This window comes from Streptomyces sp. NBC_01257 (assembly GCF_035917255.1).
GTDB lineage: Bacteria > Actinomycetota > Actinomycetes > Streptomycetales > Streptomycetaceae > Streptomyces.
The window spans coordinates 1,219,805-1,240,787 of record NZ_CP108472.1 but is presented as its reverse complement, the minus strand read 5'-3'; the positions used below and the strand labels follow the sequence as shown (position 1 = coordinate 1,240,787).

Here is a 20,983-nt window from a genome sequence, read left to right as displayed (position 1 = left end):
GGACGCACACCGCGGGTCAGCCGACGGCCGCTCCCGCGGCCGGGGCCGGGCTCAGCACGATGACGGTGTCCCCCTTCGCGGGAGTGGGCGTCCCGGTGTCCGTGACCGGTGTCAGCCGGCCGTCCGGCCCCACCACGAACAGCAGCGCTTCGCCCGCCGGGAGATCCGGCCCGGCCGGCCGGGCCACCACACGGGCACCCGCCCCGAACCTCCGGGACAGCTCAGGACCGTTGAGCCCGCCGCCGAACAGCGACTCCCCGCCCGTGTAGGGCGCCACCACCCCGTGGCCTGCCGTGGGCGCCGGGAGCCGGTGGACCGGGCCCTCGACGCTCTCGCGGAGCGTCATCGACGCGAGGGCGTTGAAATCGTCCTCGTCCGTGAGCAGCAGCACCCCGGTGATGCCCTCCAGTTCCGCGCCGGCGCCGGTCGCCGAGGCGAGCAGCTCACCGGGGGCCAGCTTCAGCCCGGCCGCCTCGATCCGTGCCCGCTCCCGGTCCGCGCCGGCCCACATCAGGACGTCAAGCCCCGCCGAACGCAGCGCGCACGCCAGGTCGACCGCCCACGGGGCGCCGCCCACGAGCAGCGGCCGGGACCGCGCGGGGCGCAGCACCCCGAGCCGCTTGGCCACCGGGTACGCCGTCAGGCCGTACAGCGTGACCGTGGCGACGATCACGACGAAGGTGGCGGGCAGGATGCGTTCGGCGCCCGCGATCCCCTGCGCGACCAGCTCGGCCGAGAACGTGGAGGCCGTGGCGGCGGCCACGATGCCGCGCGGGGCCATCCAGCCGATGAACCACCGTTCCCCGCGCGGCACATCGGTGCGAAGGGCAGCGAGGTGGGCGACCAGCGGTCTGGTCACCAGGACGAGCAGCGCGACCAGGGCGAGCGACGGCAGCACCACGTGCCGCAGCGACGCCGGGGTGACCGTGGCCGAGATGGAGATGAACAGCAGACCGATCGTCAGGGAGACCAGCGTCTCGAGGAACGGCCGCCGGGCCGGGATGTCCAGGCCCGGCAGATTGGCCATGGCCATCCCCATGACGACCGCCGAGATCAGTCCCGTGTCGTCGCGGAGCGCGTCACAGGCCGCCGCCGCCCCGATCACGGCGGCGATCTGCACCGAGGTCGCCAGTTCCTCGCTCAGCCGCATCCGGCTCAGCACCAGCCACAGCAGCACCGCCCCGGCGACGCCCCCGGCCAGCCCGACGGCCGCACTGATCATGAAGCCCGCCAGCTGGCTGCCGAACCCGTGTCGGCCGCCGGCGACGACGCCATGGAAGACGAGCGCCCCCAGGATGCCGCCCACCGGATCGATCAGTGAGCCCTCCCAGACGAGGACGCGCTGCAGCCGCTCGGTGGGCCGGACGAAGTTGAGCAGCGGCCCGACCACGGTCGGCCCGGAGACGACGAGGATGGCGGCGAGCATCACCGCCGCCGGCATCGACATGTCCAGCACCGGTACGGCGAACAGGGCGGCGGACACCAGGGTGAGGAGGGCCCCCAGCCAGAGCAGCCGGACCACTACACGGCGCGTGTGCCCCGTGAGCCGTCTGAGCTCCAGGCCCAGACCGGCGTCGTAGAGGATCACCGCCACCGCCAGGGACACCAGTGGGGAGAAGGCGGCGCCCAGCAGCCGTTCGGGGTTGACGGTGTCGGTGATCGCCCCGGCGGTGAACCCCACCGGCAGCAGCACGAGCAGCGCCGGGACGCGCAGCCGGCTCGCCAGCAGTTGTGAGCCGACCGCGAGCACCACGATCAGCCCCAGCCCCGTGAGCACCTGATCGGCCGTCATGACCGTGCCTCCTTCGCCGACGTCCCTCCGGTGCCGGGGCCGCGGTCTCGCCGCCCGCGGAGCACCGCGCGCGACCACCTTCCGCGGCGGCGCACGGCGGCGGCGGTCAGGCGCGCGCCCGCCGGGGCCGACGGGCCGCGCTGTCCGTCCAATGGGCTAACGGACCGAGGGGCGAGGGAGGAGCGAGGCACGTGGCGCCCGACCGGCCGGCTCCTCCGTCGTGAGGGCCGCCACCGGCCGCGGACCGGCCCCACGGGCGTGCCACGACGCCACCTGGGATGATCGACGCGTGGAGTCCCCAGAACCCGTCCCCGGCACCGACACCGGGCAACTGCCCGGCACCACCGCGGCCACCGGGCACCGCGTCGTGCGCTGCCGCCTGTGCGGTCGCCCGCTCACCGGCACGGCCTCACGCAGGACGGGACTCGGCCCGTCGTGCGACGCCAAACTGCACCCGGCGCCGCCCGACATCCGTACCCGCCGTCACGAGGTCGACCAGGATCCGCTGCCGGGCACCTGACCCCTCAGGACACCGGGGTGTCCAGCCGGCGGAACAGGCCCTCCTGCACCACGGACACCAGCAGATTCCCCTCGCGGTCGTAGATCCGGCCCCGCGCCAGACCCCGGCCACCGGTCGCCACCGGCGACTCCTGGTCGTACAGGAACCACTCGTCGGCCCGGAACGGACGGTGGAACCACATCGCGTGGTCCAGCGACGCCATGTCGAAGCCGCGCGGCCCCCACAGCGGCTCCACCGGAATGCGCACCGCGTCGAGGAGCGTCATGTCGCTCGCGTACGTCAGCGCACACGTGTGCACCAGCGGGTCGTCGCCCAGCGGGCCGACCGCACGCATCCACACCGCGCTGCGCGGGTCCGCGTCCTTGATCTCCTCCCGCGTCCAGCGCAGCCGGTCGACATAGCGGATGTCGAACGGCTGGCGCCGCGCCATCCGCTCCAGCGCCTCCGGCAGCACGCCCAGGTGCTCGCCGACCTCCTCGGCGACCGTGGGCAGTTCCTCCGGATCGGGCACGATCCTGGCCGGCGGCAACTGGTGCTCGAACCCCGCCTCCTCCGGGCGGTGGAACGACGCCGTCAGGTTGAAGATCGTCCGGCCCTGCTGGACGGCCGTCACCCGGCGGGTGGTGAAGGACCGGCCGTCCCTGACCCGCTCGACCTCGTAGACGATCGGCACCCCGGGACGGCCCGGACGCAGGAAGTAGGCGTGCAGCGAATGCACCGGACGGTCCCCGTCCGTGGTGCGGCCCGCCGCCACCAGCGCCTGACCGGCCACCTGCCCGCCGAAGACCCGTTGCAGGGACTCCTCGGGACTGCGGCCGCGGAAGATGTTGACCTCGATCCGCTCCAGGTCGAGCAGGTCGACCAGACGCTCGGCGGGGTTCGTCATGCGGTTCTTCTCCACTCTCGCAGCGGCGCCACCGGCGGGGACGCGCTCACAGCTGGCCCACGGAGGTGACACGGAGAACGGCCCGGCCCTCCTCGTCGGACGCGGCCAGATCGACCTCGGCACTGATGCCCCAGTCATGGTCGCCGTTCGGGTCGGCGAACGTCTGCCGGACCCGCCAGAGACCGTGCTCCGCGTCCTCGTCGATCTTCAGCAGCTTCGGCCCGCGGGCGTCCGGGCCGGTGCCCAGCTCCTCGTACTCGTCCCAGTACGCGTCCATCGCCTCGCCCCACGCGTCCTCGTCCCAGCCCGCGTCCCCGTCCAGCTCGCCCAGGTCGCGGACCCGGTCCAGCGCGGCCAGCTCGACCCGGCGGAACATCGCGTTGCGCACCAGCACCCGGAAGGCGCGCGCGTTGGCCGTGACCGGCTTGACCTCGTCGGCCCGCTCCTGCGCCTGCTCGGCCGTCTCCACCTCGGGATTGGCGAGCTGCTCCCACTCGTCTAGGAGACTGGAGTCGACCTGACGGACCATCTCCCCGAGCCAGGCGATGAGGTCCTGCAGGTCCTCGGACTTGATGTCGTCCGGGATGGTGTGCTCCAGCGCCTTGTACGCGCTCGCGAGATACCGCAGCACGATGCCCTCGGTACGCGCCAGCTCGTAGTTCGACGTGAACTCGGTGAACGTCATCGCGCGCTCGTACATGTCGCGGATCACCGACTTCGGCGACACCGGGTGGTCGCTGACCCACGGGTGGCTCTGGCGGTAGACGTCGTACGCGTGCCACAGCAGCTCGCTGAGCGGCTTCGGGTACGTGACCTCCTGGAGGAGCTCCATCCGCTCCTCGTACTCGATGCCGTCGGCCTTCATCTGCCCGACCGCCTCACCGCGCGCCTTGTTCTGCTGCGCGGCGAGGATCTGACGCGGGTCGTCGAGCGTCGACTCCACCACCGAGACCATGTCCAGCGCGTACGACGGCGAGTCGGCGTCCAGCAGCTCGAACGCGGCGAGCGCGAACGTGGACAGCGGCTGGTTCAGCGCGAAGTCCTGCTGAAGGTCGACGGTGAGCCGCACGATACGGCCCTCCGCGTCGGGCTTCTCCAGCCGCTCCACGACGCCGCCGTCCAGCAGCGAACGGTAGATCGCGATCGCCCGGCGGATGTGCCGCAGCTGCGCCTTGTGCGGCTCGTGGTTGTCCTCCAGCAGATGCCGCATCGCGTCGAAGGCGTTGCCGGGGCGCGCGATGACGGAGAGCAGCATGGTGTGCGTGACCCGGAAACGGGACGTCAGCGGCTCCGGGTCGGACTGGATCAGCTTGTCGAACGTGGTCTCGGACCAGGCGACGAAGCCCTCGGGCGCCTTCTTGCGGACGACCTTGCGCTTCTTCTTCGGGTCGTCACCCGCCTTCTTGACCGCCTTCTCGTTCTCGACGACGTGCTCGGGGGCCTGGGCGACGACGAAGCCCGCCGTGTCGAAGCCCGCCCGGCCGGCCCGGCCCGCGATCTGGTGGAACTCGCGTGCCCGCAGCGTCCGCACCCGGGTGCCGTCGTACTTGGTCAGCGCGGTGAACAGCACCGTCCGGATGGGGACGTTGACGCCGACGCCGAGCGTGTCCGTACCGCAGATGACCTTCAACAGACCGGCCTGCGCGAGCTTCTCGACCAGCCGCCGGTACTTCGGGAGCATCCCGGCGTGGTGCACACCGATGCCGTGGCGTACGTAACGGGAGAGGTTCTGGCCGAACTTGGTGGTGAAGCGGAAGTTGCCGATGAGATCGGCGATCTTCTCCTTCTCCTCCTTGGTGCACATGTTGATGCTCATCAGCGACTGCGCCCGCTCGACCGCCGCGGCCTGCGTGAAGTGCACGATGTAGACCGGCGACTGCCGGGTGTCCAGCAGCTCGGTGATCGTCTCGGTGATCGGCGTCAGCCGGTACTCGTAGCTGAGCGGGACCGGCCGGGTCGCCGAGCGGACCACGGAGGTGGGGCGGCCGGTACGGCGGGTCAGGTCCTCCTCGAACATCCGGACGTCACCGAGCGTGGCCGACATCAGGACGAACTGGGCCTGCGGCAGCTCCAGGATCGGAATCTGCCACGCCCAGCCGCGGTCCTGCTCCGCGTAGAAGTGGAACTCGTCCATCACGACCTGGCCGATGTCCGCGTACTTCCCGTCACGCAGCGCGATGGAGGCCAGCACCTCGGCCGTGCAGCAGATCACCGGGGCGTCGGCGTTGACCGAGGCGTCGCCGGTGAGCATGCCGACGTTCTCCGTACCGAACAGCTTGCACAGGTCGAAGAACTTCTCCGAGACCAGGGCCTTGATCGGGGCGGTGTAGAAGGTGACCTTGTCCTGGGCCAGGGCGGTGAAGTGCGCACCCGCCGCGACCAGGCTCTTTCCCGATCCGGTCGGGGTGGAGAGGATCACGTTGGCCCCGGAGACCACCTCGATCAGCGCCTCCTCCTGAGCAGGATAGAGAGTGATCCCCTGCGTCTCGGTCCATGACGAGAAAGCCTCGAAAAGGGCGTCGGGGTCGTCGGTCGGGGGCAGCTGATCGATAAGGGTCACGCCCCCATCTTGCCTGTCTTCCGCCCGGATGAGGGAACCGGACGATCGCGCGAAGATCACGGACGATACGCTGCCCACTCAACTCGGCCGCACCGCAACGACGATGGCCGGAACTCGTGCACGGGCGGGACCCGGCGCACCTCTCTACACCTACGGGGGCGGAAACAGCCATGATGGGACCGGCACACTCTCTGTCAGGAGCAGCGGCCTGGCTGGGGGTGGGCGCGGCCGCGGCCGCCACGGGCCACACCATGCCGTGGCCCGTCCTGGTCGTCGGCGCGCTGATCACCGCGGGTGCGGCGCTCGCCCCGGACCTCGACCACAAGTCGGCGACCATCTCGCGCGCCTTCGGGCCGATCTCCCGCGGCCTCTGCGAGATCGTCGACAAGCTCTCGCACGCCGTCTACAAGGCCACGAAGCTGCGGGGCGACTCGAACCGCAACGGCGGCCACCGGACCCTGACCCACACCTGGCTGTGGGCGGTCCTGATCGGCGCGGGCGCCTCCGCCGCGGCGGTCACCGGCGGCCGGTGGGCGGTGCTGGCGATCCTCTTCGTCCACCTGGTGCTCGCCGTCGAGGGGCTGCTGTGGCGGGCCGCCCGGGTGTCCAGCGACGTCCTTGTCTGGCTGCTCGGGGCGACCAGCGCGTGGATCCTCGCGGGCGTCCTGGACAAGGCGGGCAACGGCTCCGACTGGCTGTTCGACGCGCCGGGCCAGGAGTACATGTGGCTCGGGCTGCCGATCGTGCTGGGCGCCCTCGTCCATGACATCGGTGACGCACTGACCGTCTCCGGCTGCCCGATCCTGTGGCCGATCCCGGTCGGCCGCAAGCGCTGGTACCCGATCGGCCCGCCGAAGCCCATGCGGTTCAGGGCCGGCAGCTGGGTGGAGCTGAAGGTGCTGATGCCGGTGTTCATGCTGGCGGGCGGAGTGGGCGCGGCAGCCGCGATGAACGTCATCTGACGCAGCGCCTCCCCGGCGGTTCCCGGGCACACGACGGCGCCCCGGGCGGATTCCATCCCGCCCGGGGCGCCGTCCGGCATGTGCGGGGCGACAACCGCCCCACCGCTACCCCGGCGACGGAGGGACCAGCCGGCCGTGCGAGATCAGGGAGGCCGCCTGCTTGAGCCGGCGGACCCGGATGCTGACCCCGTAGGCGTCGACGCCGGGGGTGGCTGCCAGCCGGGTGGTCAGGTAGCGGTAGAAGTCCTCGGCGTCGCGGCAGATCACGATGGCCAGCAGATTGTGGTCGCCGCTGGTGGCGGCGGCGAACGCGACCTCCTCGTGCCCGGCGATCTCCTGACCGGTGCGCGCCAGAGCGGCGGGAGCGACGCGCATCCAGAGGGTGGCGTTGAGATGGAAGCCCAGATGCTCCGGCAGCAGGTCGATGTCGTACGAGAGCGTGCCGGACGCCTCCAGTGACTCCAGCCGTCGCGCGACGCGGCCCTTGGACCAGCCGGTGACCTCGGCGAGCCGGGTGTGCGAGGTACGGCCGTCCTCGGCCAGCGCGTCGAGCAGCGGGCCGTCCTGCGTGGTGAGGGGAAGGAGCGGACCGGCCGGGGCGGGGGCGGGGCCGGTGGTCAGCCGCTCCTCCTGTTCGGGGGTGAGATGACCGCCGAAGCCGGTCCAGCCCGCGGTGCCGGGGCTGCCGAAGGGGTGGATCAGCAGATCGATGCTCAGATCGAGCACGGCGGCGGACCTGGGCAACTGCTGGAGCAGCATGTCCTCGCGCGGGGCGTGGAGCGGTGAGCGGACGACACAGATGATCTCCGAGCCGCCCGAGGCGATACTGGCGTACGCGATGTCCGGGCGCCGCGCCAGCGCGTCGGCGAGCGGGACGGCGCGGTCGGGGCGGCAGCGGATGCGCGCGACCCACTGCGCCTCGCCGTGGACGGCGGGATCGACCAGGCCCACGACCCGCATCGCGCCGCTGCGGCGCAGCGCCTGACAGCGCCGGGCCGCCGTCTGCTCCGACACTCCGATCACCTCGCCGATGAGCCGGAACGGGGCACGTGGCGAGCGCTGAAGGATGCGGAGGATTCTCATGTCCACGTCGTCGATCACGGCGGAAGTCTGTCACGAGGAGTGACCCCGGTGGCGGTTCTGCCCCGGTAGTGGCCCTCGGCTCGTTGATTTCGCGGGGTGTCGCCGATGCTGAGGCGCGGGTCCGTCCGAGAGGAGCGGGAGTCGGGCGGCATCGCCGGTGCGCGCCCCCTCGTACGGCAGTCGTGCGGTTCCTCGGGGGCGGACGGAGACCCCGCTGGACATCAACCGCGGCGCGCTGCGCCGCAAAGGAGCGTTTTCCTTGAACGTCACATCCTCGGCGAGCGGCCGGCCCGACCGGCGGGCGGCCACGCTCGTCATGGCCTGCCTGGGCGTGTTCGTCGCCTACTTGCCGGTGACCACCGTCGCCGTGAGCCTGCCCGCGATCCAGGCGGCACTGGGCGCCTCGACGGCCCAACTGTCCTGGGTGCAGGACGCGTTCGTCCTGCCCATGGCCGCGTTCATCCTCACCGCCGGAGTGTTCGGCGACGTCCACGGGCGCAAGAAGGTCTTCCAGGCGGGCCTGCTGTTCTCCGCCGCCGGCGCCGCCGTCGCGCTCGCCGCCCCGTCGGTCCAGGTCCTGTGGACCGGCCAGGCGCTCGCCGGACTGGGCGCGGCCGCCCTGCTGCCGACGACGCTGGCCCTGATCAGCCATGTGGTGCCCGACCCCCGCGAGCGCGGCAAGTTCATCGGCCTGTGGGCGACCTCGCTCCTGGCCGCGCTGGCCGTCGGCCCGCTGATCGCCGGGGCCGTACTGGAGTACGTGGCCTGGCGGTGGATCTACCTCCTGGTCATACCCGTCTCGCTGCTCGCGACGGCCGTCGCCGCGCGGCTGCTGACGGACTCCCGCGCCCCGCACGGACGACGGCTCGACCAGCCGGGCCAGATCACCGCGGCGGTGGCCATCACCGCGCTGGTGTACGGCGTGATCGAGGGCGGTGCCGGTTCCTTCACCGATGTCCCGGTCCTGGTGGCGCTGGCCGTCGCCGCGGCCGGCACGGTCGCGTTCGTGGTCGCCGAGCGGCGCAGCGACAGCCCGATGCTGGACCTGACGCTGTTCCGCAGCCCGGCCTTCACGGCCACCACCCTCGTCGCGATGATCACCTTCCTGGCGCTCATCGGCTTCTTCTTCCTGCTGAGCCTCTACTTCGGCCTGGTGCAGCAGCTCGACACCCTGCAGGCGGCCTGGCGTCTCCTCATGGTCACCGCGGCCGCGATCCTCGCCGGAGGGCCCGTCGGACGTCTCATGCACCGGGTCCCCGCCCGCGTCCTGATCACCACAGGACTGCTCGTCGTCACCGCCGCGCTGCTCACCCTGACCACCCTCGACGCGGACACGTCGTTCGCCTCCGTCGCCTGGCGGCTGGCCCTGCTGGGCCTCGGGATGGGCGGCGTCCTGACGCCCATGACCGCCACAGCGGTCGCCTCCGTGCCCCACCACCTGGCGGGCATGGCGGCGGCCGGCAACAACGCGTTCCGGCAGATCGGCGGCGCGCTCGGCCCCGCCGTCCTCGGCGCGCTCCTCACCGCCCGGGCCCTCGACACCTTCCCCGGCCACCTCGCCGACGCCGGAGTCACGGGAGCGGCCCGGCAGGGCATGGTGGACGCCGCCCGCGAGGGCGGGCTCGGCGCCGTCGCCGGGATGGACCTGGGCGCTGCCACCGGCCCGGCCCTGGGCGCCGTGGGCGACGCCTTCCTGGACGGCATGCGCCTGTGCCTGATCGTCGCCGCGGCACTCACGCTGCTCGCCGCCCTCGTCGCCGCGGTTCTGCTGCGCCGGCCGGGCGGGACGCCCACCGCCTCGGTGAAGGTCCCCGCGGCCGCCTCGCACCCGGACCCCGGCCAGGCCGCCCAGGCCGCCCCGGGCCACGGCGGCGAACCGGTTCCGGTCCGGGGACACGGCTGAGAGCCGGCGCGCACCGGTTCAGGGGGAGGGCGACCGGTCGCCGTGCCAGGAGCGCCAGAGCGCGGCGTAGGCCCCGTCGGCCGCCACGAGGTCGTCGTGCGTGCCGAGCTCGGTGATCCGGCCGTCCTCCATCACGGCCACCCGGTCCGCGTCGTGCGCCGTCTGCAGCCGGTGCGCGATGGCGATGACGGTCCGGCCCGCGAGGACGGCGGCCAGTGCCCGTTCCGTGTGCCGGGCCGTCCTCGGGTCCAGCAGCGCCGTGGCCTCGTCGAGGATCAGCGTGTGCGGGTCGGCCAGCACCACGCGGGCCAGGGCGAGCTGCTGGGCCCGGGCGCCGTCCGGCCGGTGCCCCGCGTGCCCCAGGTCGGTGTCCAGGCCGTCGGGCAGTTCGTCCGCCCACTCGGCGCCGACCGCGGCGAGCGCGGCGCGCAGTTCGGTGTCGGTCGCGGACTCCGAGGCCATCCGCAGGTTGTCCCGGACCGTGCCCTGGAAGACGTGGTGTTCCTGGGTGACGAGGACGACATGCCGGCGCAGCCGGTCCGCGTCCAGGGCGGCGACAGGCACCCGCCCCACCGTCACCGAGCCGGTGCGCGGGGCGTCGATGCCCGCCAGCAGCCGGCCCAGGGTGGTCTTGCCCGCGCCGGAGGGGCCGACGATCACCAGCCGCTCGCCCGGCCGGACCGTCAGGTCGACCTCGTGCAGGACATCGTCCCCGTCCTCGTACGCGTAGGACACACCGGCCACCTCGATCCGGTCGCCGTCCGGAGCGGGGGAGGAGACCGGTGCTGCCTGTGCGGCCGGTGCCAGACCCTCGACCCTGGCGAACGAGGCGCTGCTGCTCTGCACCTGTTCCAGACGCTGCAGGATGCTGTCCAGCGGCTGCGAGAGCTGCCGCAGGTACAGGGCCGACGCGACCACGGCGCCCAGGCTCATCGCGCCCTGGTCGTGCAGGACGCCACCGAGCAGCAGGACGCCGGCCACCGGGATGACATAGGAGACGTCCACGGCCGGGAAGAGGACACTGCGCAGGAACAGCGTCCGGGTGCGGGTGGACCAGCACCTGTCGATCTCGTCCTGGCAGGCCTCGATGCGCCGCTGCCGCAGCCCGAGGGCCTCGACGGTCCGGGCGCCGGCGGCGGTGGCCGCCAGCTGCTCCGCGAGCGCCGAATTGGCCGCACCCTCCGCGAGGTACGCGGTGAGCGCCCGGCGCAGGTACCAGCGGGAGGCGAACCAGATGCCGGACAGTCCCAGTACGCCGCACACACCGAGCAGCGGGTCGAGCGCGAAGACCGCCCCCAGGATGAACAGCGCCTGCACGGCGGCGATGAGGACCTCGGGACCCGCGTCCCGGAGCGTGGCACCGACCGTGGCGACATCCGTCGTGCCGCGGGTCATCAGGTCACCCGTGCCCGCCCGTTCGACGGCCGCGGCGGGCAGCGCGAGCGCCCGGTCGGTGAACTGCTCGCGGATCCTGGCCAGGGTCCGCTCGCCGAAACGGTGCCCCAGACAGGCGGCCCAGCGGACCAGGAGGAGCTGTGCCAGCGCGAAGACGAGGACGGCGAGCGCGAGGCGGTCCACCGCGGCCACGCCGCTGCCCGCCCTGACCTCGTCGATGATGCGGCCCAGGAGCCACGGGCCGACGAGCCCGGCGGCCGCGGCCAGGGCGTTGAGGGCGATCACGGCGGCGAAGGCGCGCCCGTCCAGCCGGATCAGGCGGAAGGCCGCCCGGCGCACCATGGCCGGTTCGGCGACGGGCAGAGCACGCGACCGGGGCGGGGATGCGGCGGTCATCGGACGGGCTCCCGGCACGGCGGGACGGTATCTCCGCCCGTGCGGTCCCGGTCCTCGTCGTCCAGGCCGCGGGACACCAGCAGGCGGTAGCCACTGTTCCGGTCCAGCAGCTCACGATGGCTTCCGGCGTCCGCGACCGAGCCGTCGACCAGGTAGTACACGGTGTCCGCCCGATCGAGCAGGAGCGGCGAGGTGCTGGTGACGACCGTGGTGCGGCCGGACCGTGCGGCACGCAGCCGGGCCGCCATGGCCGCCTCGGTGTGCGCGTCGACCGCCGATGTCGGCTCCGCCGCCAGGAGCACCTCGGGATCGGCCAGCAGGGCCCGGGCCATGCGGACGCGCTGGCGCTGCCCTCCGGAGAGGTTGCGGCCCTGCGCGTCGACGGGCGAGTCGAGGCCGTCCGGCAGTCCGCGGACGATGTCGAGCGCCATGGCCGCGTGGAGGCCACGGCCGATGGCCGCCTCGTCCGGGTTCCCGGCGCCGCGGACCACCTCCCGCAGCGGGCCGGCGAACAGATCGGCCTCGTTGTCCGCCACGAGTATGCGCCGTCGCACCTGGGTCAGGTCGATCCGGTCGAGGCGGACGGCGCCCCAGGTCGCGGCCGACGGGGTGAACCGCCCGAGCCGGTCGAGCACCGCCGCGGACTCCGACGGCCGCCCACTGACCAGCGCGGTCAGCACACCGGGCGCCACCTCGACACCGGACGCCGGATCGTGGAGCGCGGACGCGGGTCCGGGCCCGTCCGAAGCCGGCTCGCCGCCGGTGGAATCGGGCTCCAGGGCCAGGAAACGTACGACCCTGCGGGCCGCGACCAGCCCGCGGCCGATGTCGTAACCGCCCTCGATGAAGGACGAGACGGGCACGACGAGGACCGCGGCGTAGCCGTAGACCGCGACGAGTTCGCCGACCGTGAGCGTCCCCTGAGCGGCCATCCGGGCCGCAAGCCAGGTGACGGCCCCCAGGAACAGGGTGGGGAGGCCGACGCCGAGCGCCTGGATCCAGCTGGTCACCGCGCCGACGCGGTACCCCTCCGCCCGCAGCTCCCGCGAGCCCTCCCGGTAGCGCTGTGCGTACGCCTCCTTGCCGCCGATGCCGTTGAGCACCCGCAGACCACTGGCGATGTCCTCGAACCGGGAGGCGAGCCGGCCCTGCCGCTCCCGGTACTCCGCCTCGACCCCCTGGAGCCGCCCCAGCAACGGGCCGACCAGCACGGCGAGCAGCGGCACGCCGGCCAGGACCACCGCCGCGAGCACCACTGAGACGTTCAGCAGCAGAGCGGCCACGACGGCGCAGGCGAGGACCGCGCCGACCCCGGGCCCGGTGACGGTCAGCGTATTGGCGATCATGGCGACGTCGCGGAAGCCGATCGTGACCACTTCGCCGGCCGTGACCCGGCGCGGGAGCGCCGCGCCCAGCCCCGTCGCGTGCCTGACCACCACCTGCACCGAACGGAAGGCGGCGTCCAGCCGCACCCTCGTCATCGTGCGGTGCCGCATGATGGACAGCCACGCGTTCAGCACACCCACACCCAGCAGCGCCGCGACCCAGCCGGCCAGGGCGGACTCCCGCCCCTGCTCCAGCCCGTCGTCGATGGCGCGCGACAACAGGTAGGGCGGCAGCGTCAGACAGACCATCCAGGCGCTGCCGAGCAGGGCACCGGCGGCGATCCGGCGACGCTGGCAGCTGATCAGCCACCAGATGTACCGTGCGGGGCCGCGACAGTCCGGGGCCCCTGGATCCACGCCGATGGATGTCATGTACAGCATCCTAGTGACCGCCTTTCGGCGAGGACGCGGGGAGCCCCGGACCCGCTCGCCGCGGTCAGCCGTGCCAGGACCGCCACAGCGCCGCGTACGCGCCGTCCGCCGCCACCAGCTCGTCATGGCTGCCCAGTTCGCTGATCCGGCCCTGCTCGACGACCGCGATCACATCCGCGTCGTGCGCCGTGTGCAGCCGGTGGGCGATCGCGACGACCGTACGGCCGTCCAGCACCCGGGCCAGCGAACGCTCCAGATGACGGGCCGCGCGCGGGTCGAGCAGCGAAGTCGCCTCGTCCAGCACCAGCGTGTGCGGATCGGCCAGCACCAGCCGGGCCAGCGCGATCTGCTGGGCCTGTGCCGGAGTGAGCGCCAGACCGCCCGAACCGACCTCGGAGTCGAGCCCCTCGTCGAGAGCGCCCGCCCAGCCGCCCGCGTCGACCGCGGCCAGCGAGGCCCACAACTCCGCGTCCTCGGCGCCGGTCCGGGCCAGCAGCAGATTGTCCCGAAGCGACCCGACGAACACATGGTGCTCCTGGTTGACCAGGGCCACATGCGTACGGACCCGCTCCGCCGTCATCTGCGACAACTGAGCCCCGCCCAACGTCACTTCACCGGTCCGCGGCGCGTAGATCCCGGCCAGCAGCCGGCCCAGCGTGGACTTGCCCGCGCCGGACGGACCGACCAGCGCCAGACGCGTACCGGGCGCGACATCCAGCGACACCCTGTGCAGCACGTCGAGACCGGCGCGGTAGCCGAAGTGCACCTCGTCCGCGCGCACATCACGGCCGTCCGGGGTCACCCCCGAGTCACCCGCGTCCGGCTCGATCTCACGGACCCCCACGAGGCGGGCCAGCGACACCTGGGCCACCTGCAGCTCGTCGTACCAGCGCAGGATCAGGTTGATCGGATCCACCATCATCTGCGCCAGCAGCGCACCCGTCGTCAGCTGGCCGACGGTCAGCCAGCCCTCGATGACGAACCAGCCGCCGAGCATCAGCACCGCGCCCAGAATCGTCACGTACGTGACGTTGATGACGGGGAAGAGCACCGACCGCAGGAACAGCGTGTACCGCTCCCAGGCCGTCCACTCCTTGATCCGCCGGTCCGACAGGGCGACCCGGCGGGCACCCAGCCGGTGCGCCTCCACGGTCCGTCCGGCGTCCACGGTCTCCGCGAGCATCGCCGCGACCGCCGCGTAACCGGCCGCCTCCGAGCGGTACGCCGACGGCGCCCGGCGGAAGTACCAGCGGCAGCCGATGATCAGCACCGGCAGCGCGACGAGCGCCGAGAGCGCCAGCGGGGGAGCGGTGACCGCCAGCGCGGCGAGCAGCAGACCCGCCCACACCACACCGATGGCCAGCTGCGGCACCGCCTCGCGCATGGCGTTGGCGAGCCGGTCGATGTCCGTGGTGATCCGGGACAGCAGATCACCCGTCCCGGCGCGCTCCAGCACACCCGGGGGCAGCCGGACCGACCGCACGAGGAAGTCCTCGCGCAGATCCGCCAGCATCTCCTCGCCCAGCATCGCGCTGCGCAGCCGCATCATCCGGGTGACCACCGTCTGGATGGCCAGCGCCACCGCGAACACCACGGCGGTGCGCTCCAGATGGAGATCGGTGACGTCGTCGGACAGGTCCTCGACCAGCCCGCCCAGCAGATACGGGCCGACGATCGACGCGATCACCGCGACGGTGTTGAGCAGCGTGACCACGACGAACGGCCGCCGGTGGCGCCGCATCAGCTCCCGGACATAGGTGCGGACGGTCGCGGGGGTGCCGACCGGCAGGGTCGTCGCCGACTCCGGGGCGGCCGGGTCGTACGCCGGTGGTGCGACGCCGATCATGCCCTCTCCTCGATTCCCTCGATCGTGCCGATCATGGCGGTGCCCGCCGTGTCCGACGTGTCTGATGTGCCTGGTGGGCCTTCGGTTTCCGCGAGGTCCGGCACTGCGTCCGGCGCGGAGGCGGCCGCGATCTCGTCGTCGGTCTCACGGGTGACGACCGCCCGGTAGCGCGGCTCGTCGCGCAGCAGCTCGCGGTGCGTGCCGACCGCCACCACGGTGCCGTCGTGGACCAGCGCCACCCGGTCCGCCAGGTCGAGCAGCAACGGCGACGAGGCGAAGGCCACCGTCGTGCGGTCCTTGCGCAGCGCCTTGATGCCCTCGGCGACACGCGCCTCCGTGTGCGAGTCGACCGCGGACGTCGGTTCGTCCAGCACCAGGGCCTCCGGGTCGGTCACCAGCGACCGGGCCAGGGCGAGCCGCTGACGCTGGCCGCCCGAGAGCGACCGGCCGCGTTCGGTGATCCGGGTGCTCATCGGGTCGCCGTCGGAGCCGACGGACGCCTGCGCCAGCGCGTCCAGGACATCACCGCACTGTGCGGCCGCCAGTGCGTCCACGGCGGCCACCCGGCCGGACGACGGCACGTCGAGGAGCTCGCGCAGCGTGCCGGACAGCAGCACCGGATCCTTGTCCTGGACCAGCACGGCGGTCCGCGCCGCGTCGAGTTCCAGTTCGTCCAGGGGTACTCCCCCGAGCAGGACCGACGGCAGCGCGGGGGTCTCGGTGTCCTCGGCGCCCTCGCTCTCGTCGCCCCGTGCCACGGCCGGCTGGGCGTGACCGCCGAGCCGGTCGGCGAGCCGGCCCGCCTCGTCCGGATCGCCGCACACCACCGCGGTGAACAGCCCCTCCGGGGCCATCAGACCGGTGGCCGGGTCGTAGAGATCACCGGCCGCCACGGCGTCGACCGTGGACGGCCGGGCGACCCGGTTCAGCGCGAGCACCCGGACCGCGCGCTGGGCGGACGGCCGGGAGAAGGAGTACGCCATGGCGATCTCCTCGAAGTGCCGCAACGGCAGCAGCATCAGCGTCGCCGCGCTGTACACCGTCACGAGCTGACCGACGCCGATCCGCCCGTCCCGGGCCAGCACGGCCCCGTAGGTGACCAGCGAGATCAGCAGCACGCCCGGCAGCAGCACCTGGATCGCCGAGATCAGCGACCACATCCGCGCGCTGCGCACGGCGGCCTCGCGGACCTCCTGCGAGGCCCGCCGGTAGCGGCCGAGGAACAGCTCCTCGCCGCCGATACCGCGCAGCACACGCAGCCCGGCCACGGTGTCCGACGCCAGCTCGGTGGCCTTGCCGGCCTTCTCGCGCTGGAGGTCGGCGCGGCGGGTGGCGCGGGGGAGCAACGGCAGTACGGCCAGGGCGAGCAGCGGCATGGAGAGCGCCACGAGCACGCCCAGCGAGGGCAGGTAGAGGACGAGCCCGACACAGATGATGACGAGGGCCGCGGCGGCGGCGGCGAAGCGCGAGAGCGCCTCGACGAACCAGCCGATCTTCTCGACGTCCCCGGTGGACACCGCCACAACCTCCCCCGCGGCGACCCGGCGGGTCAGCGCCGAGCCCAGCTCGGCGGTCTTGCGGGCCAGCAGTTGCTGGACCCGGGCGGCGGCGGTGATCCAGTTGGTGACGGCCGTCCGGTGGAGCATGGTGTCGCCCACCGCGATCAGCACGCCGAGGACCGCGAGCATGCCGCCGGCCAGCGCGAGACGCCCCCCGGACCGGTCGACGACCGACTGGACGGCGAAGCCGACGGCCAGCGGCAGCGACGCGATGGAGCACTGCTGGAGCAGACCCCAGGACATGGACTTGAGCTGTCCGCGGATCTGGCTGCGGCCGAGCCAGATCAGGAAGCGAGGACCCGACCGGACATCGGGATCGCCGGGATCCGAGTACGGAAGATCGCGAATGTGCATGATGTCCCAAAGATCGGAAGGAGCCGAGATCCGCGGGCGGATCTCCAGAAAACACGTGGGGGAGGCGTGTGGGGGGACCAAACCGTCCAAGCCTCGCCCCCCGCCGTGGCCGAGGCAAACCCTTTTACCGGCCGAAGCCGGGGGCCGGGCGGGAGCGCTGCCCCTACGGCGCCGGCGGGGTAAAGATTGGGCACGCATTCACCGGACCACGCGGGCCCGGGCGGCCTCGCACCCCGCGGGGTGCGAGCATGGACGGATGCATATAGCCGGTGCGGTACGAGTGGTGGTCTCGGCGGCCGCCTGTGGTGTCCTGCTCACGACCCTGACGTCGTGCGGCGACGGACAGGACACGCAGAAGAGCGGCACGCCGTCGGCCGGCGCCCGGAAGGACGCCGACAAGGAGCAGACGACCGACCTCAAGCGCATCCCGGACGTGGGTGACCGCCTGGAGGCGCAGATCCCGGACGACTCCCGCCAGGTCGTCGCCGTGTACGGCGCGGGCAAGAACTCCGCGGACTCCACGGTCGTGCTCTACACCCGGACCGGATCCACCTGGGACAAGGCGGCGGACTGGAAGGCCCACAACGGCCGCAAGGGCTGGACCGCCGACCACCACGAGGACGACAAGCGCTCCCCGGTCGGCGTCTTCACCCTCACCGACGCGGGCGGCGCCCTGCCCGACCCGGGCGCCCACCTCCCGTACAGCGAGTCGGCCGCCATCCAGGCCCCGCGCTACTGGGCGAAGCCCTACTGGCACGACTTCGACTACGTCATCGCCATCGACTACAACCGGGTCAAGGGCACCGCCCCCAACGACCCGACGCGCCCCCAGGGCCAGTCGAAGGGCGGCAGCATCTGGCTCCACATGGACCACGGCAGCGGCACCTCGGCCTGTGTGAGCCTGCCGAAGGCGGCCATGGTGAAGCTGCTGCGCACCCTGGACCCGAAGCAGAACCCGGTCGTGGTGATGGGTGACCGGGCGAGTCTCCGGGCCTGACGGGCCGCCCTCAGGGGCCGGGGCGGGTCGCCCGCTCCAGCTCCATCAGGGCCGAGTGGTACGTACGTCCCGTCGCCCGGTCCATCCCAATCTCGCACATGCGGTTCGCGGACAGATAGGCGTCGTACTCCCGGGTGTTCACCTCGGCGGCCTCCTTCGCCGTCGCCGACGCGGTCAGCTCCGGGTGCAGCATGCCCCGGTCGCCCGCGAAGCCGCAGCACGCCGCGTCGTCCGGCATCACGACCTCCTCGGCACACGCCTCGGCGACCGCGCGCAACTGGCCGACGTCGTCGAGATGCTCCATCGAGCAGGTCGGGTGCAGCACCGCCGAACCGGCCTTCCTCAGCACCGTCAGCTCCGGCAGGAGCTCGTCGGCGGCCCAGACAAGCGAGTCGACCACCGTCAGCTCGCGGTGCAACTCCCGGTTGTCGTCGGTCAGATACGGCACCACCTCGTGGGCGATGCCCAGGGTGCACGAGGAGGCGTCGACGACCAGAGGAAGCTTTCCGCCGCCGGTCCAGCCCCAGGCGGCCTCGACGATCCGGTTGGCCATCACGGCGTTGCCCGCGTCGTACCCCTTGGAGTGCCAGATCGTGGCGCAGCAGGTGCCCGCGACATCCTCCGGGATCCAGACCGGTTTTCCGGCGCGGGCCGAGATCAGGACCACGGCCTGCGGCAGCGAAGGACCGCGACTGCCCTCCGGTCCGCCGAAGATGCGGTTCACACAGGCCGGGTAGTAGACGGCGCTCGCTGCCGTCCGCGAGGTGCGGGGCAGCTTCCGGGCGGCCGCGCCGGGGATCTCGGGCAGCCACTCGGGCACCAGATCGGGGCGCACGGCCTTGCGGGCCAGACCGGTGACACCTTCGAGCAGCCGGTCGTCGATCCGGGCCGCAGCGGCGACCGCCAGCCGGGCCGCCGCCTCCACGGCACGGAAGTTCTTCGCGGTGAGCGCGGCGACCCGCTCCTCGCGGGGGGAGTGCCGCCGGTGGCGGAAGTCCTTCATCATGGCGCCCGTGTCGATGCCGACCGGACAGGCGAGCTTGCAGGTGGAGTCGCCCGCGCAGGTGTCGACGGCGTCGTAGCCGTAGGCGTCCAGGAGCCCCGTCTCCACCGGGGAACCGTCCGGCTGCCGCATCATCTCCCGGCGCAGCACGATGCGCTGGCGCGGTGAGGTCGTCAGATCATGGCTGGGGCAGGTCGGTTCGCAGAAACCGCACTCGATGCAGGGGTCGGCGACCGCCTCGACCTCGGGGATGGTCTTCAGCCCGCGCAGATGGGCCTTCGGGTCGCGGTCCAGGACGATCCGGGGCGCGAGCACCCCGGCCGGGTCGATGACCTGCTTCGTGCGCCACATCAGTTCGGTCGCGTACGGACCCCACTCCAGCTCCAGGAAGGGGGCGATGTTGCGGCCGGTGGCGTGCTCCGCCTTGAGGGAGCCGTCGAAGCGCTCCACGGTGAGCCGGCAGAAGTCCGCCATGAACGCGGCGTACCGGTCGACGTCGGACTGCTTCGCCGCGTCGAAGGCCAGCAGGAAGTGCAGGTTGCCGTGGGCCGCGTGACCCGCGACGGCCGCGTCGAAGCCGTGCTCGGCCTGCAGCGCCAGCAGCGCCTCGCAGGCGTCGGCCAGCCGGGAGGGCGGGACCGCGAAGTCCTCCGTGATCAGCGTCGTACCGGACGGCCGGGATCCGCCGACCGCGGTGACGAAGGCCTTGCGGGCCTTCCAGTAGCCGGAGATGGTCCGGGCGTCGCGGGTGAACTCGTTGGTCACCGAGGTGACGGGCCGGACCAGCTCCAGCTGCCGCACGACCTCGGCCGCCGCCCGCTCGTACGCCTCCTGGCCCGGCTCGTCCGGCGCGCGGAACTCCACCAGCAGGGCCGCCGTCTCCTTCGGCAGTCCGGCCCAGTCGGCGGGCACACCCTGGACGCTGACCGAGGCGCGCAGCGTGTTGCCGTCCATCACCTCCACGGCGATGGCGCCCGCCCCGTTGAACAGCGGGACGGCGGCCGCCGCGGCCGTCAGGGAGGGGAAGAAGAGCAGCGCGGTGGAGACCCGGCGGTCCAGCGGCAGGGTGTCGAAGACGACCTCGGAGATGAATCCGAAGGTCCCCTCGGAGCCGACCATGAGACCGCGCAGGATCTCCACCGGCGTCGAACCGTCCAGGAAGGCGTCGAGCCGGTAGCCGTTGGTGTTCTTGATCTCGTACTTGGCCCGGATCCGGGCGGTCAGCGCGGCATCGGCCTCGATCTCCGCCTTCAGGGCGAGCAGCCCCTCGCAGAGCGCCGGCTCCGCGTGCGCCAGGTCCGCGTCGGCCGTGGGGTCGCCGGTGTCCACCACCGTGCCGCTGGGCAGCACGAAGGTGAGGGAGGAGACGGTCCGGTACGAATTGCGGGTGGTGCCGGCGGTCATCCCGGAGGCGTTGTTCGCGACCACCCCGCCGATCGTGCAGGCGATGGCGCTCGCCGGGTCGGGCCCCAGCAGCCGGCCGTGCCGCGCGAGGGTGGCGTTGGCCCGCATGACCGTCGTCCCCGGACGGATCCGGGCCCGCGCGCCCCCGTCCAGGACCTCGATGCCCGCCCAGTGGTGCCGCACGTCGACGAGGATGTCCTCACCCTGCGCCTGCCCGTTCAGACTGGTGCCGGCGGCCCGGAAGACCACGTCGCGCCCCTTGCCGTGGGCGTACGACAGGATCGCGGAGATGTCGTCGAGGTCCTCGGGCACGACGACGACCTGAGGTACGAACCGGTACGGACTCGCGTCGGAGGCGTACCGCACCAGGTCCGAGATCTTCCAGAGCACCTTCTGCGGTCCCAGCAGTGCGGTCAGCTCACCGCGCAGGGGCTCGGGGGTGCCCGCCGCCTGCGCGTCGGGCACCCGGTCGTGCGCGGGGTCACGCGCCGTGCCGGGGCGCAGGGATTGCGGATTCGGCTTCAGCAGTGGCATTCGGGATCCCCTCGGCGGCTCGGCTCGGCGCT

Annotated in this window: 13 protein-coding genes; 4 read left to right on the top strand and 9 right to left on the bottom strand. The window is 72.7% G+C overall.

Annotated features, from left to right (window positions below):
- Positions 1-16: 16 nt before the first annotated feature.
- Positions 17-1,792, bottom strand: a complete 1,776-nt coding sequence (locus OG408_RS05340; protein WP_285566881.1) for a cation:proton antiporter — start codon at positions 1,790-1,792, stop codon at positions 17-19.
- Positions 1,793-2,081: 289 nt separating this feature from the next.
- On the opposite strand from OG408_RS05340, the gene OG408_RS05335 reads away from it, so the two are divergent.
- Positions 2,082-2,312: a DUF6011 domain-containing protein gene (locus tag OG408_RS05335; RefSeq protein WP_405402011.1), complete on the top strand. Its 231-nt coding sequence runs from the start codon at positions 2,082-2,084 to the stop codon at positions 2,310-2,312.
- Between the two features lie 4 nt (positions 2,313-2,316).
- Here OG408_RS05335 and OG408_RS05330 read toward each other — a convergent pair whose 3' ends face one another.
- Both OG408_RS05330 and OG408_RS05325 read right to left on the bottom strand, forming a co-directional pair.
- Positions 2,317-3,198 (bottom strand): acyl-CoA thioesterase, encoded by an 882-nt coding sequence (locus OG408_RS05330; protein ID WP_266775955.1) that lies wholly within the window; start codon positions 3,196-3,198, stop codon positions 2,317-2,319.
- 46 nt (positions 3,199-3,244) lie between these two features.
- Positions 3,245-5,758, bottom strand: coding sequence for a DEAD/DEAH box helicase (locus OG408_RS05325; RefSeq protein ID WP_326668529.1), 2,514 nt, complete (start codon positions 5,756-5,758; stop codon positions 3,245-3,247).
- A gap of 170 nt (positions 5,759-5,928) precedes the next feature.
- Between OG408_RS05325 and OG408_RS05320 the strand changes: the two genes are divergently transcribed.
- Entirely contained in the window at positions 5,929-6,720 is a 792-nt protein-coding gene (locus tag OG408_RS05320; RefSeq protein WP_266775951.1) for a metal-dependent hydrolase, read from the top strand.
- Between the two features lie 105 nt (positions 6,721-6,825).
- Here the strand turns inward: OG408_RS05320 and OG408_RS05315 are convergent, their stop codons facing one another.
- The gene (locus OG408_RS05315; RefSeq protein WP_326668525.1) at positions 6,826-7,821 is read right to left on the bottom strand and encodes an Lrp/AsnC family transcriptional regulator; all 996 of its coding nucleotides are present in this window, start codon (positions 7,819-7,821) and stop codon (positions 6,826-6,828) included.
- 298 nt (positions 7,822-8,119) lie between these two features.
- Here OG408_RS05315 and OG408_RS05310 point away from each other — a divergent pair, with 298 nt between their 5' ends.
- Complete coding sequence (locus OG408_RS05310; protein ID WP_326674475.1) at positions 8,120-9,706, top strand: MFS transporter; 1,587 nt, start codon at positions 8,120-8,122, stop codon at positions 9,704-9,706.
- An 18-nt stretch (positions 9,707-9,724) separates the two neighbouring features.
- On the opposite strand, the gene OG408_RS05305 is transcribed toward OG408_RS05310, so the two are convergent.
- The 4 genes from OG408_RS05305 to OG408_RS05290 form a co-directional block, all read right to left on the bottom strand.
- Complete coding sequence (locus OG408_RS05305) at positions 9,725-11,497, bottom strand: ABC transporter ATP-binding protein (protein ID WP_326668523.1); 1,773 nt, start codon at positions 11,495-11,497, stop codon at positions 9,725-9,727.
- Positions 11,494-13,254: an ABC transporter ATP-binding protein gene (locus OG408_RS05300; protein WP_326668521.1), complete on the bottom strand. Its 1,761-nt coding sequence runs from the start codon at positions 13,252-13,254 to the stop codon at positions 11,494-11,496. Before OG408_RS05300 ends, OG408_RS05305 begins: the two co-directional genes overlap by 4 nt.
- Before the next feature lie 64 nt (positions 13,255-13,318).
- A complete protein-coding gene (locus OG408_RS05295; RefSeq protein ID WP_285566870.1) occupies positions 13,319-15,100 on the bottom strand; it encodes an ABC transporter ATP-binding protein in 1,782 nt (593 codons plus the stop codon).
- Positions 15,097-17,013, bottom strand: coding sequence for an ABC transporter transmembrane domain-containing protein (locus OG408_RS05290; protein ID WP_285566868.1), 1,917 nt, complete (start codon positions 17,011-17,013; stop codon positions 15,097-15,099). The genes OG408_RS05295 and OG408_RS05290 overlap by 4 nt, the downstream gene beginning before the upstream one ends.
- A gap of 280 nt (positions 17,014-17,293) precedes the next feature.
- Between OG408_RS05290 and OG408_RS05285 the strand changes: the two genes are divergently transcribed.
- On the top strand, positions 17,294-18,010 hold the full coding sequence (locus OG408_RS05285; RefSeq protein WP_442806123.1) for a hypothetical protein: 717 nt from the start codon (positions 17,294-17,296) through the stop codon (positions 18,008-18,010).
- A gap of 10 nt (positions 18,011-18,020) precedes the next feature.
- Here the strand turns inward: OG408_RS05285 and OG408_RS05280 are convergent, their stop codons facing one another.
- Positions 18,021-20,951 (bottom strand): FAD-binding and (Fe-S)-binding domain-containing protein, encoded by a 2,931-nt coding sequence (locus OG408_RS05280; protein ID WP_326668517.1) that lies wholly within the window; start codon positions 20,949-20,951, stop codon positions 18,021-18,023.
- Positions 20,952-20,983 lie beyond the last annotated feature (32 nt).